Origin of the sequence: Nostoc sp. EspVER01 (assembly GCF_034530635.1) — a bacterium.
In the GTDB taxonomy this organism is placed as follows: Bacteria; Cyanobacteriota; Cyanobacteriia; order Cyanobacteriales; family Nostocaceae; genus Nostoc.
This window is the reverse complement of the sequence record NZ_JAVRCS010000010.1, coordinates 1-15,306: the sequence shown is the minus strand read 5'-3', so window position 1 is coordinate 15,306 and position 15,306 is coordinate 1. Positions and strand designations below refer to the sequence as shown.

The following is a 15,306-nucleotide window of genomic DNA, read 5'->3' as shown; positions in this document are numbered from 1 at the left end:
ACCTTCTGAGGCTCGACGTTGACCTTCTGAGGCTCGACGTTGACCTTCTGAGGCTCGACGTTGACCTTCTGAGGCTTGACGTTGACCTTCTGAGGCTAAAAAATGTCTTGGCGACTTAGCGCTTGTCGATGAAGTCCAATACAGACCTAACCCCCAGCCCCTTCCCTACAAGGGAAGGGGAGTAAGATTTAAAGCCTCTCCCCTTGTAGGGGAGAGGTTTGGAGAGAGGTCAAAGTGTATTTTAGATAAACGAGATGCGCTACAGAAATTGCAACTACACAGACAAAACCCGCCTACGCTAGTTTCAAAAATGTTTGAATACAAAACGCAAAAAGGGCATAACAATGTTATGCCCCGACAAATGACGTGTATCTTACCAAGTTGACAACTGGTATAATTGCCTATTTTAAGTTTTAGCTAACTGGGACTTCGGGTTGCTTTTTCTTAGAACGGCGGTTAAACCTGCGTCCCATCTCATCAATTACTGCATCTAAACCTGCGATATCACCGCTAGCTTTGGCATAGCTATAAACTGCTAATGCTGCTGCATATGCTTCACTAGCAGCAGCTATACAGGTATCATCCACCAATTCTTGCAGTTGCGTTAGAGACAACAACACCGGATACAAGTCCTCATATATTTCCAAGTCCCGGCGCATTTCTTCTAAATCAAAGTAACGAGGCAAAAAGTTAGGGTTTTGTGTTGCCACTTGTAAGGCTTTGCTGACAAAAGCCCGACTTTTATCTCCCATCTTCAGCATTGTTCGCCGATCTTCAGGGGTCAAATCAACTAAAAACGGTAACTTTTCTCTAATTGTAGCGATCGCCTGCATGACGGCTTCTTTATCTGCTGGGGCTAAACTGGCACTGATACGATTTTCTGCCATTTTTAATACTCCTTTAGGGTACTTAATTTCAGTATTCCCAAAGTTGTAAAGGCGATCGCATTTATCAAAGGGGAACACTCAAAAATACTTACAATTGCTAATCCTCAACTCTGCTGTTGAAGTTGTAATTTTTCAAGCTATAATCCAGTCAAGCTTCTATTTCCAGCAAAAGTGCCCGATAACCTGTTTGGACAAAGTGTTGATCGGCGGTTGCTGCAATAATTAAGCCCCGATCCTGCATGGCAATAAACGAAATACAATCAGTTAACCCCCAGGTTTTGTCTAAACGGGACTGATAAAGTTGTAAAGCACGGTTGAGCAGTTGTGTGTCTACACTCACAACACACATATTTTGTGTTTGATAACACTGTTGGATAAATCGTATTGCGGCTGTGCAATTAAAAGCACTCAAAGCATTACCAACTTCAATTAAAACAGCTTCAGTTACCCATACTTCTAATGCGCTTTGAACACGCGGTAGCAGTGTTTTAGCCTTGAGATGGTATTGATCGCGTACATTTAGTAAGGCTTGGATAAAAACAGTGTCTAAAAATATTCGCTCACCCGTCATGTGTTAATTTCAGGCTGACGTTTTGGTGTGCCATACAAGTAATGGTCATGTTGACTTGCCCAATCTTCGGGTGCATTAACTGTCCCTGTTAAATCTTCTAATACATCCCACACATCGGCCACTTTGGCTTCAGATGAGTTAATATCCTCAGAAACGATGGTAATCACATAGCGTTTGTTCAGTTCTAAATCAGGTGGAATATCTGGGCGCAAAACAGAACCATCAAATGTAACCGTTAAAATTTTGCTCATTATTCTATTTCTCTTAACCGCTAATCACCGCGATCGCATCAATTTCTACCAACACATCTTTAGGTAAACGCGATACCTGCACACAAGCCCGCGCTGGGGCTGTATCTTCGGGGAAATATTTAGCATAAACGGCATTCACCGCCGCGAAATCGTTCATATCAGCTAAAAATACAGTGGTCTTCACCACATCTTGAAAAGTCGCACCAGCTGCGGTGAGGATGGCTTCAAGATTAGCTAATACCTGCTCAGTTTGCTTTTTGACATCATCAGTGTAGACGACATCACCAAGGCGAGGATCGATGGCAATTTGTCCAGCGATGAAGACAAATTGACCTGAAGCTGCGATCGCTTGATTATAAGGGCCCACTGGTGCGGGTGCGTTATCAGTATTAATTACTTTACGGGTCATAGATATTACTTTCTCTAACGATGTTTCCTGTTTACCGATTTCTAGCTGAGAAGCGATCGGTTTATAGACTTCTCCATCTGGCATTATCGCACCAGTTAGGTCAGCATCTTTAAAGGTCGTCCCATAGATATTTGCCCCAGTTAAATTTGCCTTCTTCAGGTTTGCTCCATCGAAATTTGCCATCATCAAGTTTGCATCCGAAAGACAGGCTCTTTCTAGATTTGCTCTTTGCAGACAAGCTTTGTTGAGATTTGCTTTTTCCAAGCAAACCCTAACCAAATCCGCCTCAGCTAAATCTACCTCTGATAGATTACATTTCTCCAAAGTGACTCCCCTGAGTATGGCTTTCTGGAGATTTGCCCCATGAAAATTTACTTCAGTTAGTTTTATCTGAGTAAAGTTTGCGCTAGTCAAGTCTGCCCCACTCAGATTTGCATTACTGAAATTTGCACAACTTAAGTCCGCACCACTCAAGTCTGCCCAACTAAGATTGATTGAAGAACCCTCTATCCCACTCAAATTTGCATTTATTAAAGATGCTCTACTAAGGCTAGTATTATTAAGTTTCGCCCTAGTCAGGTTTGCGTCACTCAAATCTGCTCCATTCCAATTTGCATTAGATATATCTATATCAGTTAGGTTTGCACCCTTCAGGTCTATGCCTTGGCGATTTATAGTAAACTGCCGTCCCCCTGCGGCGTATTTCTCCAACAGTTTGCCAGCATCCATAATGCACCTTTAAATACCACTGACACAGTATAATCAACAAAAACTTTGTGTCACAGATATTCCTCTCTTTTCTTCCTTCTCTTCGAGACGCTGCGCGAACGCGCCCTTTGCGTCTTTCGCGGTTCGTTCTTCTTACCCCAACCTTGGACGTATCCTATAATGCCATCAGATCAGCATCGCGATCGCACTCGTATAATACTGTTACGACAGACTGCAAAATATCATTTATGAATAAACCAGGATGAATATTAAAGAACTACTGCTTCAAGAAATTGAATCATCCTCAGATGTTCTACTAGCCCAAACACTAGATTTTTTGCGTTTTCTCAAGACAAAACCAGAAACCGAGGAAATCTCTCTTGACCTGTCAACGGAAAAAAATGATGATACTTCCAGTCATCAAACACAACCGGAAATACAGGAAGCAACACCAATTCTTAGAGGCTCTAAAGCAGAAGATTTACTAAAATTTGCCGGAACCTGGCAAGGGAATGATTTTGAGGAGTGCTTGCAGCTTGTTTACGAAACCCGTTCCCCATCTGAATTTTAGTAATGTACCTCCTAGATACCAACCATTGTAGCCGGATCATTTTTGGAGAAACAAACGTCATTCGTCGGTTACAAGAACACATTGGCTTAGGGGTTGCAACTAGCGTTATTGTGCAAGGTGAACTACTTTACATGGTGCAAAAGTCTTCTCAACAACAAGCAAATCTTCGATTTGTCAAAACTTTTTTGCAAACCATTGACCTTTATCCCATTAGTGGAGAGGTTGCCGATGTTTACGGTAGCCTCAAAGGAGAAATTGTCGAACATTTTGGCCCCAAAGACAAAGCAAAGCGTAGAAAGTTTACAGTTCAAGATTTGGGTTTTAGCGATAACGACTTGTGGATAGCATCAACTGCTCTGCACTATAACCTCACCGTCATCTCAGCGGACAGCGATTTTCAAAGGATATAACAAGTACAAGCCTTAGCGTTAGAATCTTGGCTTTGACATCCTCTCCTACCCCAACCTCGGACGTATCCCATAATGCCGATATCGCCAATAATCGCGCAAAATGCGATCGTGGTCAAAACATAAATTACCAGGCACACACCAATACTCAAAAATGCCTACACCCTGAGCATCATCACCAGCCTTTGGTTCACCCTTCGCTGTCGCCAAAAACACAATACTAATCGTATGCTGACGAGGATCGCGATTTGGGTCAGAATATACCAGTAATTGTTCAACTAATTCTACCTGCAAACCCGTCTCTTCCTCAGCTTCTCGCCGCGCTGCTCCTTCCACCGCTTCGCCATAATCTACAAAACCACCAGGAATAGCCCAACCTAAAGGTAGATTATGTCTTTCAATTAACACTATTGGCCGATGAGGTCGATCTACTAGTTCAATGATGATATCAACTGTCGGTGTAGGATTTCGGTAAGTCATATTTATTAGTCATTAGTCATTAGTCATTGGTCATTAGTCAAGAGCAAAGGACAAATGACTAAGGACAAACAAAATGAGTTTACTTGATTTCCCCTGCAAATACTGTTCCGTGATAAATTCGATGCGTTGGCTTTGCCACTGCCCCTTGGGCAATCGCATCGCGTCTCCTTCAGACAATTGCTCCCTCTCATAATTCAGGTTATTTATGCCTTTTCCTAGATCCAGTGGAATTTTGCTGCATCCTACTTCCTTTCCCAGTCGATTTGGCATTGGGGATTTAGGCTTAGAAGCCTATAACTTCATTGATTTTCTTAAAGAGAGCCATCAACAATATTGGCAAGTTTTACCACTGGGCCCCACTGGATACGGGAATTCTCCGTATATGTGCTACTCCGCAATGGCAGGAAATCCTCTGTTAATTAGCCCAGAAAAACTCTTAGAAGAAGGTTTACTATCTGAAGAAGACTTTGCTAATTTACCAGGATTTCCGGAAGAAAAGGTAGATTTCAATCGAGTTGTGCCAATTAAGATTGGGCTACTCAAAAAAGCCTGTGACAACTTTAGAGCCAATGCTACGCCCATCCAGCAGAAAGAGTTTGCAGGTTTTTGCGATAGTAAAGCCTATTGGCTGGATAATTACGCCTTATTTATGGCGCTAAAAGATGCCAATGAGAATGCAAACTGGCACGCATGGAAACCGGAGTTTGTCAAGCGTGATCCCCAAGCATTGGAGCAAGCACAGCATCGGCTCAATGGAGAGATTTATTATTACAAATTCGTCCAATTTGAGTTTTTCCGCCAATGGTCTGACCTAAAAAGCTACGCTAATATGCGCGGTATTGACATTATTGGCGATATCCCCATCTACGTAGCTCATGATAGTGCTGACGTGTGGGCGCATCCCGATATTTTTTGCTTAGACGAAGAGACTGGACAAGCAGCACAAATGGCAGGAGTTCCACCAGATTACTTTAGCGCCACCGGTCAATTGTGGGGAAACCCGGTTTATAACTGGGAAGAATTGCAAAAACAAGACTTTAAATGGTGGGTACAGCGCTTTGAGGCAATGCTGGATTATGTAGATATAATTCGCATTGACCACTTCCGGGGCTTTGAGGCTTATTGGTCTGTGCCCCAAGGTGAAGAAACTGCCATGAATGGGAAATGGATAGAAGCGCCTGGAGATGCTTTTTTTGCAGCGATTAGAGAGAAGTTGGGCAAGCTACCCGTCTTGGCGGAAGATTTGGGAGTAATTACACCAGAGGTAGAAGCGCTGCGAGACAAGTATGAATTTCCGGGAATGAAGGTTTTGCAGTTTGCCTTTGGTTCCGATCCTGCTAATCCATTTTTACCATTCAATTACCCGCGAAATGCTGTAGTTTATACAGGCACTCACGATAATGACACAACTGTAGGCTGGTTTAATTCAGCTAATGACAACGAAAAGCATAACTTATGGCTCTATTTAGGTTGTATTAGTCCTGAAGGCATCCAATGGGATTTAATTCGCCTAGCTTTGAGTTCCATAGCCAACCAAGCGATTATTCCTTTGCAAGATGTTTTGGGATTAGGAAACGAAGCGCGGATGAATTTTCCTAGTGTTGCAGAGGGGAACTGGGAGTGGCGCTATCAAGCAGGAGCATTAACAGACGAATTACGCGATCGCTTGAAAGTTCTTACCAGACTCAATGGACGCGCCCCAGAAGTCCAGTGAGAAGTGGCTGAGTAGGGCATGGGGTATGGGACATGGGGCATAGGACAAGGTGAGAAAAGTTAGAAACTGCAACAAGTCTTTCCCCTTGTCCCCAATTCTCTTTGTCTCCTTGTCCTCTTCACCATGCCCCATGCCTAATGCCCCATAAACCATATTTCAAAACTTAGGCTTTGCAGCAGCAATCCTAACTTCTTCCTCTTTCCCTGGTTCTCCCATTTCCTTGGCCTTCTCTTGATTGACGCTCACCAACACACCGCCAGCATTATCAGTTTTCACTGTCAGTTGCTCTTGGGCTTTCCAAATTCGGTGAGTTCCCTCTGGCAGGATACCCTCAAACTCGGTTTTGCCATCGGCTACTACACGAATCCAAGATGAGGCTTTCAAAGTTACACCAACCTGTACAACCTGTCCCTTTTGGACACCACTCAGGGTATCGTTGACAGGTTGTACCTGGGTTGACTCTTTTAGTTGAGCTAGTTCTGGTTTAACAACAGACTTTTGTTTTGGATATGGCTGGTTTGGGCTATTACTCGCTTGTAGTAACGCGTTATTTAATAACTGAGATAACCCATTTACAGAACATACGATTAGCAATATGTAAAGAAAGTAAAGATGAACTGGACGTAGTTGAGCCAAGGGTGAATTATTCCCTTTATTGAGAGGGCTAACTTGTGCAGAACTGATCGGAAAAGTGCCAGAAAATTCTACTCCATTCAAGCCTAGTGCATCGGCAAATTGCCTGATTAAACCCTGAATATAGACTGGTTCTGGTAGATCGTTTAAATTACCTTCTTCGATCGCCTGCAATAATCTTCGGGGAATCCGAGTCAATGCAACCACTTGGTCTAGAGATAAACCCTGTTCTTGACGCAATGCCCAAAGTTGAGCGCCTAACTCTGCCAACTTTTCGGCTCGTTGTTGCTCTAATGAAAGTGATGGCTGGTGCTTATTCTTCTTTCTTAGCCATTTCATGCCTACTGACACTCCTTAACTCCACTGAATCAATAATTAGGTTGCGCGATCTGATCTTGCAAAAAGTGAATCTCACGATCTTTGAGGGAACGATATTTACCCTCTGATAAAAAGGGTTCCTTTGGAGTTTGTAATTGAATTGGGCCGATAGCAGTCCGATGCAGCTTGATTACTGGGTATCCTAACTGTTGAGCTATACGGCGAATTTGGCGATTTCTTCCCTCCTGCAACACTATTTCTAAAACGCTTTCCTCGGTACGACGTTCGATTAGGCGTACCTTAGCGGGCCTAGTTTTTCTACCCTCCAACATCACACCTTGACACCACGTCTGTAGTACTGTTTCTGGAGGATGTCCTTTGACCAAAACATGATATGTCTTGGAAATACTGTGACGTGGATGGGTTAGCCCAAATGTCAGTTCTCCGTCATTAGTCAGGATTAATGCTCCTGTAGAGTCTGCATCTAGACGGCCAACTGGGTGAATACCTGAACCCTCCCGTAATTCTTTCGGTAGTAGATCCAGGACTGTTGTTCTGCGATGAGGGTCGTAGCAAGTCGAAACCACTCCCGCTGGTTTGTGCAGCAATAGATATATTAAAGCCGGACGCTGCTTTTCGGATACAGGCTTACCATCAATTGCGATCGCATCTTTTTCGGGATCGACTTTTTGACCTAAATGTGCCAATACCCCGTTAATCCGCACCCGTGAGTGCCTAATCATTTCTTCGGCTTCACGACGTGAGGCGATACCCCATTGAGCAAGAATTTTTTGTAACCGTACCTCCATGTGGAAATTGCTTATTTACTGTTATCAATTAAATGATATTTGCATTTTGTAGCGAGTAGGCATAAATGTTACATTTAAAGCTTATTTAATTTCGGTTCGGTTGTAGAGCAAATACTCATAAACAGATTGGTTAAATGCCAGAGCAAAATCCCCAAACAACAAGTGGAAATAAAATCCGCATAATTACGCAGGTACTCACAACAGCAGTCAAGCTCTGGTTGAGATCGCAGACCAGCCAAATCTCTGAATTAGAAGTGGAGATTAAAGCTAGCGATCGCCAACTTTTCTCTGGACGCATTCCTGCGGTATCTGTTTTTGCTACTCATGCAGTTTATCAAGGTCTCCTAATTACACAAATTCAATTAATAGCAGAAAATATTCGGGTAAATATCGGTTCCGTACTCAAGGGAAAACCTCTAAGACTGTTAGAAACAGTACCAGTGGTTGGCGATTTAATCATAGACGAGAAGGATCTGAATGCTTCTCTCTCATCAGACTTATTATCGACTGCTTTAAGCGATCTCTTGGTTAAGGTTTTACCAAAAGATTATCCGCAGTCACAACCAATCAAGTGGCAAGAAATTCTCCTTGGGAACAACCAAATTATACTGCGAGGTTTGAGAGTAACCAATAGTGAAACAACACCTCTAGAGATTTGTCTGGGCTTACAATTACTCAGTGGGCATGAGTTGCAACTGGTACATATCCCAATCAAGCCCAACCAGGGAGATATATTAGAGGACAATCATGAGTACAATCTGGATCTTGGCTCAGATGTCGATATCCAAGAACTAACGCTGATCCTAGGCAAGCTAGTGTGTCGTGGGCGGATTAACGTTAACCCTTGATGATTATGAAATTAAAAAATGCTAATACATTATTTTAAATGATATTGCAGCTCTCAGGGGATAAGAGAGCAGGTGGACAATCCCCGGCTTCGTTGCGATCGCGCCTGGGACATAGAATTCCAAGTTATTGCATTGAAGGAAGAATAAACAGAATTCTGCACTTCGTTGTTATCCCGCCTCGGAATAGACTTCCAAAGCTAATAGCTTAAGTCCTCTGAAGAGGACTTAACAAGAATTTTAGTCCACTTAAGTGGACTTGAGCTATTAGCCCGGAACTTAAGTTCCGGGCGGGATAGCAACGAAGTGCAATACTCTAACTGTTACTGAAAACCGCTATAGTAGCGGCAACAGCAATGTCACAAAATAATATACCAAAGGAGCAGTGAAAATATAACTATCAGTACGGTCTAAAATACCACCATGACCGGGGATTAACTGCCCAGAATCTTTAACTCCAGCATCCCGCTTGAGCATAGATTCTGTGAGATCCCCTAAAAGACTAGCAATACCAATCAGCAAACCCAATGCTAAACCTGTGAAGGGGGATTCAGGCAAGTGAAGATAATAGGCTCCTGCTATGGCTACGGCAACACTTGAAGTAATACCAAAGACAGCACCTTCGACAGTTTTTTTCGGGCTAATGTCAGACAGACGGGTTTTCCCAAAGAATTTGCCAATGGTGTAAGCACCGATATCAGCTGCCCAAATACACAAAAAAGTCAGTAGTGTGGCTGTAAAACCTTGTGCTAAAGAAGCGGAATTTGCCTTTTCCCAGAAATCTGTCCAGGTTGTGGGCCAGTAACCTCCGAAAGGGAGATTACTAAAAGCAGCGCTATCAATTGCTCGTAACCGCACCCAGTAACTTGGTAAATAACCGACGTAAAATAGCCCCATAATAGAAGCGGAAACATCAGCGATCGTGGCAAATTTGGGTTGAAACAGCAGGTAAAAACAAATAAGTGTGCCAGCTATTGGCATCACAGCGTCAGCTAAACTGCCATCAAGGGTACAAATAGCTAGCAATACTTGGCTGACAGCCATAGTGGTTTTAGCAGCGGGAGCGATGCCTCTGGCTCGCACCAAATTAAAATATTCCTGTTGACCCAAAAAGATGATGACCGCAAAGATGATGGTAAAGTACCAACCCCCCAAAAGGGTTGCGGAAAGGGCAAGAGCGATCGCAACAATTCCACTAATAATCCGAGACCAAGGCATAGAAGTATTAAATATTGGGAATGGGGCATTGGGCATTGAGCATGGGGGATGGGGGATGGGGCATTGGGAAAGAGAAGGCAGGAGGCAGAAGGCAGAAGTTCTTTAATTTTGAATTTTGAATTTTGAATTTTGAATTGATTGCTCCCCTGCTCCCCGTACTTCCTCATCTCTGTCTTCTTCCTTCCCTTGCCCCCTCTTCCAATGCCCTATGCCCCATACCCCATTCCCTAATCCAGTTTCTCACCACTGAGGATAAAAATGGGATCGACGGCGGTAAAGGTTTGAGAAAAGCCGCGTGTCTCTAGGCGGTTAACCGCAGATTGGACGACTTCGATATTTCTAGCTCTTAATAAGGAAAAGCTCTGGGAAATAGCATATAGACTTTCTAGATTAGCAGCTGTGGCTACAACCCGACCGGATGGCGGCAAATAATGCCAAGCTGCTTGCAGTATTTCTTGAATGGGGCGACCTCCCTCAATACAAACGCGATGAGGGGTAATTTTGAGGTCATGTAAACACTCTGGGGCGCTGCCTTCAACAACTTCGACATTTTTCACATCAAAGCGATCGCAGTTACGCTTGATCAAATTAGCGACTTCTTCATCCCTTTCGATAGCGATAATTTGTCCGCCTGGACACAATAGCCCCACCTCTACCGGAATTGTACCTGTCCCTGCACCAATATCCCACAACACAGAATCTGATTTTAGCCGCAGTTGAGAAATCAATAGCAGTCGGACTTCTCGCTGGCTCAGGGGAATTCCTGGCAAATGCTCAAATAAGTCATCGGGAATACCAGGGGTAATATAAGGCCAAAGTTGGGAGGGCATAGAATTACGCAATTATACTAAAGATATCGATTTGCCAAATTGAAAAGCTATCAGCTATAAAACTTTTCAACCGTAGCATTACAAGAAAACATAATGATTGGTGAAATATTAGGCGATCGCTACGAAGTTCAGCAGCTATTAGGAAAAAAAGCCGGGCGACGGACGCTATTAGCTCGTGATTTGCAAACTCAGAAATTAGTTGTCATTAAATTACTCTCTTTTAGCAGTGACTTTGAGTGGGATTCACTCAAGTTGTTTGAGCGAGAAGCCGAAACTTTAAAAAACCTAGCACATCCCTCAATTCCTGGCTATTTAAACTATTTTGAGGTAAATTTACCAACCATCAAAGGATTTGCTCTAGTACAAACTTATATCCCTGCACAAACTTTAGAGCAATGCTTACAGACTGGGCGGACTTTTACCGAAGCTGAAGTCAAACAGATAGCCAAAGCACTTTTAGAGATTCTCGTTTATTTACATGAACTACATCCGCCTGTAATTCACCGTGATATTAAGCCTAGCAATATTTTATTGGGGGAGCGCTCTGGAAATAGTGTCGGTCAAGTTTATTTGGTAGATTTTGGCTCAGTGCAGACTGTCCTAGCTAGCGAAACCGGCACAAGAACTGTGGTAGGAACTTATGGTTATATGCCACCAGAGCAATTTGGCGGGCGCACTGTTGCAGCATCTGACCTTTATAGTTTAGGCGCAACCTTAATTTATTTAGTGACGGGGACTCACCCAGCCGATTTACCCCAAAAGGATTTTCGGATTCAGTTTGAACAACTGGCTAATCTCAGTCCCAGCTTTAGCAATTGGTTAAAGTGGATGATTGAACCTAGTTTAGAACGGCGTTTGAGTTCTGCGATCGCTTCGGTAGCAGCTTTAGAGAAACCACAACCGACAAACTTGCCTACTTTAGTTGTTGGCAAACCAGATGGGAGTAAGATTCAACTAATTAAAAATGGACATTCTCTAGAAATTATCGTTCCACCCGCTGGTTTTGATCCATCAATAGTATTTACAGGTTTATTTGCGATCGTCTGGAATTCATTTATCTTATTTTGGACAATTGGCGCACTCTCAGCACCCTTTCCTGTCAACATCCCCTTTGCCTTGTTTTCACTTCCATTTTGGGGTGCTGGCTTGATGATGGTGTATAAATTTTTCTTTCATTTTTTTGGACGCATCTGCTTACGCCTGAATCCCGAACAAATAGCCATAACGCGGGAGTTGTTTGCTTGGAAATTTTATCGTCCCCGTGCAGCGCCAAGACAAAGTATTAATAAATTAGTTTACATTCCCAAGCATTTTACAAAAGATTCTGAAGGCACGAGAATTGCCGTTCCCGCACAATTAGATATTTGGGTAGGAGTAAAAAAATATCAACTTGGTGGTAATGATGGTGCGATTAAATCGGAAGCGGAACTGGAATGGCTAGCTCATGAATTAAGCGATTGCTTAGGTTTGCCAATTACCAATCCAATGAGAAGTTAGTTGAGCGATCGCTTACATTGAAAAGCCATAATAAAAGGGACAGTATTAGGAATCGCCAAGTAACTACTTAAGAAATCCTTACACGATAAGACTTTTAAGCTATCCCCGGTTTTCTGTAACTGTCCCTAAGAATTTGTTTTCAGTAGCCAGTTCTACTTTAAATTCATCATTCAGCAGCATTCTCAACGTTTACTAGGCTCCATCAGTTAGTTATCACTCTTAAACTATTGATAACTACTCTTATTATGAGAATTACTGGTAGATACATTTGAGGTTGTTTTCTGGCTACTTTTAGTCTAAATCTTACTAACTAATTTTTGTAGCAAGGGTGGGAGTGGATGATTCTCAAACTGGGAATACTGGGAATCAATTCGGTGAGCTTTTTGAACCATCCGTTCAAAAAACAGATTGACTAATTTTAATTCCCGAAAAATCTTTTGCGGATCTTCAAGATGGGTTGTCGGTAGTTGCTGTCCCATTTTTTTGAGGGCTAGACCTACAGGAATTTTAATTTCATCCTGGAGTTTCAGAAAACGGGTAAATATGGGTGCAAAAGCGGACAATACAGAACCAGCACCTCCTCTAGCTTGTCCCCAACCGATGTAGTAAATTCCTTTGTAATCTTCAAGAAATGACCCTCCATAACATTTCACTGTTGCTCCTTTCACCCGTTGCAGTTCTGGAGCTAAAAATGGATAGGCAAGATGAAAACCAGTTGCACAAACAATTAAATCAAAGCTTTCTCGGCTACCATCTGCAAATTCAACTTCCCCGCCATCTAAATGTCGTACCTCTGGTTTATAGGTAATGCGACCGTGTTTAATATAGTAAGGAACCTCATTATTTAAGGTTGGGTGCTTATCAAAAATGCGATATTTGGGTTCGGGTAGACCATAATCTTTGTGCTTACCGAAAGTCAGCAAAATAATTAAATAAGTCATCAACCGCTGAAACCATTGTGGCATCCACCATTCAGTTAAATCGGAAATTGGAACACCTGCAAAGGTTTTGGGAATAAACCACACAGATTCACGCATACTCAACACAGATTTAGCTCCCACCCTAGCTGCTTCTGCGGCTATATCACAAGCTGAATTCCCTCCACCAATCACCAGAACTCTCTTTCCACGTAGTTGCTGGGAATTTTTATAATCTTTGGAGTGAATTATCTCCCCATCAAATTCTCCTGAGAATTCGGGAAAACGTTTGCACCAGTGATGACCATTACAAATAATAATCCCTTTGTAAATTCGCTGTTCCCCATTATCAAAGGTAACTTCCCAGAGATTATCCTCAACAGGCCGCACGTAGCTAACTTGACGATTCAATTCAATATTTTTACGTAACTCAAAATGGTCAGCAAAGGAGTTTAAGTAATCCCGTATATTTTGAGCGCTGGGAAAATCCGGATAATTATCCGGCATAGGGAAATGGGTAAATTGGGTAATCTTCCGTGATGAAATAATGTGTGCAGTTTCATACACACCATGATGCCAATTTCCACCAATGTCATCGCTAGCATCAACTTGGTCGTAGGCAATACTCGCGCTCTTGAGCGCTTCAGCCATACTTAATCCGACAAAACCAGCCCCAAGAATTAAATGCTTGTGAGTAGTGTCCAACATCATTCTTAATTTTACTTGACTATTTTTTAAACTTTGGGAAGATACCGAGCTAACCCACTCCCCTGCTTAGGGAATATCTCGTGAGGATATGAAAAGCTTGTACAACATCAGGGAATACGTACAAATTTATTGACAGCAATACTTCTAATTGCTGCCCGCACTACCTGTGTATGGTCTGTTGTCATATATTTCGGAACACCCTGGCTTCTCTTGGCTAGAGATTCATATCGTTCCGATTGCAGGATTGGAGCACGAGTAAAAAATTAATAAACATTGGGACGCGTGACGTTATATTCCTTAACTTCATTGTTGTGTTTATTTCTGCCAACTTATTATTAGCTTCAAATGTTAAGTGAACTGACGCTGCCTAACTGTAGCAGTGAATACGGTATTTTAGTTTAGAAAAAATGCTGAAAATATGTCTAAAAAATATCAATTAATACAAGTAAAATCAATTATTTGAATTGGATAATTTGGAGTAATTTAAGATAAGCTTTATTTAATGGATTACGCGCCTAAAGACGTTTGGGAGCTAGCGACTACTACTACAAGGCGAAATTAAAAATTAAAAAAAGTAAAAAATACTTGCATTTTATTCATTTTTAATTGGTGTTTGGTTTACTACATACTGTACTATAAGAATCCTATTTGATTTTTGAAAAACTCCGTATAACTCGAAAAGGCTAACTCCTTACTTTCTGCCTATCACGCTTGCGCAACACGCAAATAAATCAATCGCATTGCTATGGTATATTCTCCTGTGGGGTCAAGGGCTTATCAGTGGCGAACTCATCAGATTTGAGCCATCAATGTTTATATTTAATTACAGATGCCTTAGAGGAAATTTATATGTTTGGACTGGGATGGCCAGAAATAGCTGTAATTAGCATAGTCGCTATTCTAATTTTCGGCCCAAAAAAAATTCCTGAACTGGGGACTGCACTGGGCAAAACCTTACGAGGTTTTAAGGAGGAGATGAAAACTCCCAGCGAGGAAACCAATCAGGAAGAAGAGTGCGATTCGTTGATTAGCAAATCACGGTAATCAGTCCGTAAATAACTAATCCAGCCCGACAGCAGATTACTGTCACTAAAGGCTGAACTCTCGGTCAGATGTAGGTGAAAGTCCTACCATTCAGACTCAGAATTGACTCCTTACCTGCCCACACCGAACAAGCTCGGTTCTTGTAGAGTGAAGCTGGGAACAGGGCGCAACCAGACGACCGTTGCGGGTTGACACTGGCGCTAACAGGGAGTTCCCACGGTGAAACAGAGCCTATAAAAGTGACCTACCTGAAAGCGGGGCGCAACAGAAAAAACCCTGACTTCATTGGAGATTATTCCCGCCGCATCACTTTTCTAGAAGCGGCAAGAGTCCAGGGAATCCAATGGTTGAATTGGCTACACCTAAAGGAACAATCAATCTCTCCGAGGGAACGAATAAAAACGAATTGTGGGTCTAGGGGCGGTCGAACCCCAAAGTAGCCCAGACGAGCGGAGGAATCCCCACAATTCGGGTAGGACAGACCGTAAT

The 15,306-nt window shown here is 42.5% G+C and carries 16 protein-coding genes; 6 read left to right on the top strand and 10 right to left on the bottom strand.

The window, feature by feature from the left end; genetic code table 11:
* Positions 1-413: 413 nt before the first annotated feature.
* The 4 genes from RMX69_RS10930 to RMX69_RS10915 form a co-directional block, all read right to left on the bottom strand.
* Positions 414-887, bottom strand: coding sequence for a hypothetical protein (locus RMX69_RS10930; RefSeq protein WP_289796821.1), 474 nt, complete (start codon positions 885-887; stop codon positions 414-416).
* Between the two features lie 148 nt (positions 888-1,035).
* Positions 1,036-1,458 carry a type II toxin-antitoxin system VapC family toxin gene (locus RMX69_RS10925; protein ID WP_322637483.1) on the bottom strand — a complete coding sequence of 141 codons (423 nt, stop codon included), beginning with the start codon at positions 1,456-1,458 and terminating at the stop codon, positions 1,036-1,038.
* Positions 1,455-1,709 carry a hypothetical protein gene (locus RMX69_RS10920; RefSeq protein WP_322637482.1) on the bottom strand — a complete coding sequence of 85 codons (255 nt, stop codon included), beginning with the start codon at positions 1,707-1,709 and terminating at the stop codon, positions 1,455-1,457. Before RMX69_RS10920 ends, RMX69_RS10925 begins: the two co-directional genes overlap by 4 nt.
* A gap of 13 nt (positions 1,710-1,722) precedes the next feature.
* A complete protein-coding gene (locus RMX69_RS10915) occupies positions 1,723-2,847 on the bottom strand; it encodes a Rid family detoxifying hydrolase (RefSeq protein WP_322637481.1) in 1,125 nt (374 codons plus the stop codon).
* Positions 2,848-3,088: 241 nt separating this feature from the next.
* Here RMX69_RS10915 and RMX69_RS10910 point away from each other — a divergent pair, with 241 nt between their 5' ends.
* Both RMX69_RS10910 and RMX69_RS10905 read left to right on the top strand, forming a co-directional pair.
* The gene (locus RMX69_RS10910) at positions 3,089-3,397 is read left to right on the top strand and encodes a hypothetical protein (protein ID WP_289796816.1); all 309 of its coding nucleotides are present in this window, start codon (positions 3,089-3,091) and stop codon (positions 3,395-3,397) included.
* A 2-nt stretch (positions 3,398-3,399) separates the two neighbouring features.
* A complete protein-coding gene (locus RMX69_RS10905; RefSeq protein ID WP_322637480.1) occupies positions 3,400-3,807 on the top strand; it encodes a type II toxin-antitoxin system VapC family toxin in 408 nt (135 codons plus the stop codon).
* 45 nt (positions 3,808-3,852) lie between these two features.
* On the opposite strand, the gene RMX69_RS10900 is transcribed toward RMX69_RS10905, so the two are convergent.
* Positions 3,853-4,284, bottom strand: a complete 432-nt coding sequence (locus RMX69_RS10900) for an NUDIX hydrolase (protein ID WP_289796814.1) — start codon at positions 4,282-4,284, stop codon at positions 3,853-3,855.
* Between the two features lie 205 nt (positions 4,285-4,489).
* Here RMX69_RS10900 and malQ point away from each other — a divergent pair, with 205 nt between their 5' ends.
* Complete coding sequence (malQ, locus tag RMX69_RS10895; protein ID WP_322637479.1) at positions 4,490-5,998, top strand: 4-alpha-glucanotransferase; 1,509 nt, start codon at positions 4,490-4,492, stop codon at positions 5,996-5,998.
* 156 nt (positions 5,999-6,154) lie between these two features.
* Here the strand turns inward: malQ and RMX69_RS10890 are convergent, their stop codons facing one another.
* Both RMX69_RS10890 and RMX69_RS10885 read right to left on the bottom strand, forming a co-directional pair.
* Positions 6,155-6,970 carry a helix-turn-helix domain-containing protein gene (locus tag RMX69_RS10890; RefSeq protein ID WP_289796812.1) on the bottom strand — a complete coding sequence of 272 codons (816 nt, stop codon included), beginning with the start codon at positions 6,968-6,970 and terminating at the stop codon, positions 6,155-6,157.
* 29 nt (positions 6,971-6,999) lie between these two features.
* A complete protein-coding gene (locus RMX69_RS10885) occupies positions 7,000-7,758 on the bottom strand; it encodes a pseudouridine synthase (protein ID WP_289796811.1) in 759 nt (252 codons plus the stop codon).
* Positions 7,759-7,892: 134 nt separating this feature from the next.
* Between RMX69_RS10885 and RMX69_RS10880 the strand changes: the two genes are divergently transcribed.
* Entirely contained in the window at positions 7,893-8,606 is a 714-nt protein-coding gene (locus RMX69_RS10880) for a DUF2993 domain-containing protein (protein ID WP_322637478.1), read from the top strand.
* A gap of 333 nt (positions 8,607-8,939) precedes the next feature.
* Here the strand turns inward: RMX69_RS10880 and RMX69_RS10875 are convergent, their stop codons facing one another.
* Both RMX69_RS10875 and cbiT read right to left on the bottom strand, forming a co-directional pair.
* A complete protein-coding gene (locus RMX69_RS10875; RefSeq protein WP_322637477.1) occupies positions 8,940-9,821 on the bottom strand; it encodes a phosphatidate cytidylyltransferase in 882 nt (293 codons plus the stop codon).
* Between the two features lie 227 nt (positions 9,822-10,048).
* The gene (cbiT, locus tag RMX69_RS10870; protein ID WP_289796809.1) at positions 10,049-10,651 is read right to left on the bottom strand and encodes a precorrin-6Y C5,15-methyltransferase subunit CbiT; all 603 of its coding nucleotides are present in this window, start codon (positions 10,649-10,651) and stop codon (positions 10,049-10,051) included.
* Between the two features lie 93 nt (positions 10,652-10,744).
* Between cbiT and RMX69_RS10865 the strand changes: the two genes are divergently transcribed.
* Positions 10,745-12,148: a serine/threonine-protein kinase gene (locus RMX69_RS10865; RefSeq protein WP_322637476.1), complete on the top strand. Its 1,404-nt coding sequence runs from the start codon at positions 10,745-10,747 to the stop codon at positions 12,146-12,148.
* A gap of 296 nt (positions 12,149-12,444) precedes the next feature.
* On the opposite strand, the gene RMX69_RS10860 is transcribed toward RMX69_RS10865, so the two are convergent.
* Positions 12,445-13,776, bottom strand: coding sequence for a flavin-containing monooxygenase (locus RMX69_RS10860; protein WP_289796807.1), 1,332 nt, complete (start codon positions 13,774-13,776; stop codon positions 12,445-12,447).
* A gap of 846 nt (positions 13,777-14,622) precedes the next feature.
* Between RMX69_RS10860 and tatA the strand changes: the two genes are divergently transcribed.
* Positions 14,623-14,817 (top strand): twin-arginine translocase TatA/TatE family subunit, encoded by a 195-nt coding sequence (gene tatA, locus RMX69_RS10855; protein WP_322637578.1) that lies wholly within the window; start codon positions 14,623-14,625, stop codon positions 14,815-14,817.
* Positions 14,818-15,306: the final 489 nt, after the last annotated feature.

Bases quoted from the DNA above. Each gene is read 5' to 3' on its own strand.
- RMX69_RS10930 (WP_289796821.1), bottom strand. From the start codon at position 887: ATGGCAGAAAATCGTATCAGTGCCAGTTTAGCCCCAGCAGATAAAGAA.
- RMX69_RS10925 (WP_322637483.1), bottom strand. From the start codon at position 1,458: ATGACGGGTGAGCGAATATTTTTAGACACTGTTTTTATCCAAGCCTTA.
- RMX69_RS10920 (WP_322637482.1), bottom strand. From the start codon at position 1,709: ATGAGCAAAATTTTAACGGTTACATTTGATGGTTCTGTTTTGCGCCCA.
- RMX69_RS10915 (WP_322637481.1), bottom strand. From the start codon at position 2,847: ATGGATGCTGGCAAACTGTTGGAGAAATACGCCGCAGGGGGACGGCAG.
- RMX69_RS10910 (WP_289796816.1), top strand. From the start codon at position 3,089: ATGAATATTAAAGAACTACTGCTTCAAGAAATTGAATCATCCTCAGAT.
- RMX69_RS10905 (WP_322637480.1), top strand. From the start codon at position 3,400: ATGTACCTCCTAGATACCAACCATTGTAGCCGGATCATTTTTGGAGAA.
- RMX69_RS10900 (WP_289796814.1), bottom strand. From the start codon at position 4,284: ATGACTTACCGAAATCCTACACCGACAGTTGATATCATCATTGAACTA.
- malQ (WP_322637479.1), top strand. From the start codon at position 4,490: ATGCCTTTTCCTAGATCCAGTGGAATTTTGCTGCATCCTACTTCCTTT.
- RMX69_RS10890 (WP_289796812.1), bottom strand. From the start codon at position 6,970: ATGAAATGGCTAAGAAAGAAGAATAAGCACCAGCCATCACTTTCATTA.
- RMX69_RS10885 (WP_289796811.1), bottom strand. From the start codon at position 7,758: ATGGAGGTACGGTTACAAAAAATTCTTGCTCAATGGGGTATCGCCTCA.
- RMX69_RS10880 (WP_322637478.1), top strand. From the start codon at position 7,893: ATGCCAGAGCAAAATCCCCAAACAACAAGTGGAAATAAAATCCGCATA.
- RMX69_RS10875 (WP_322637477.1), bottom strand. From the start codon at position 9,821: ATGCCTTGGTCTCGGATTATTAGTGGAATTGTTGCGATCGCTCTTGCC.
- cbiT (WP_289796809.1), bottom strand. From the start codon at position 10,651: ATGCCCTCCCAACTTTGGCCTTATATTACCCCTGGTATTCCCGATGAC.
- RMX69_RS10865 (WP_322637476.1), top strand. From the start codon at position 10,745: ATGATTGGTGAAATATTAGGCGATCGCTACGAAGTTCAGCAGCTATTA.
- RMX69_RS10860 (WP_289796807.1), bottom strand. From the start codon at position 13,776: ATGATGTTGGACACTACTCACAAGCATTTAATTCTTGGGGCTGGTTTT.
- tatA (WP_322637578.1), top strand. From the start codon at position 14,623: ATGTTTGGACTGGGATGGCCAGAAATAGCTGTAATTAGCATAGTCGCT.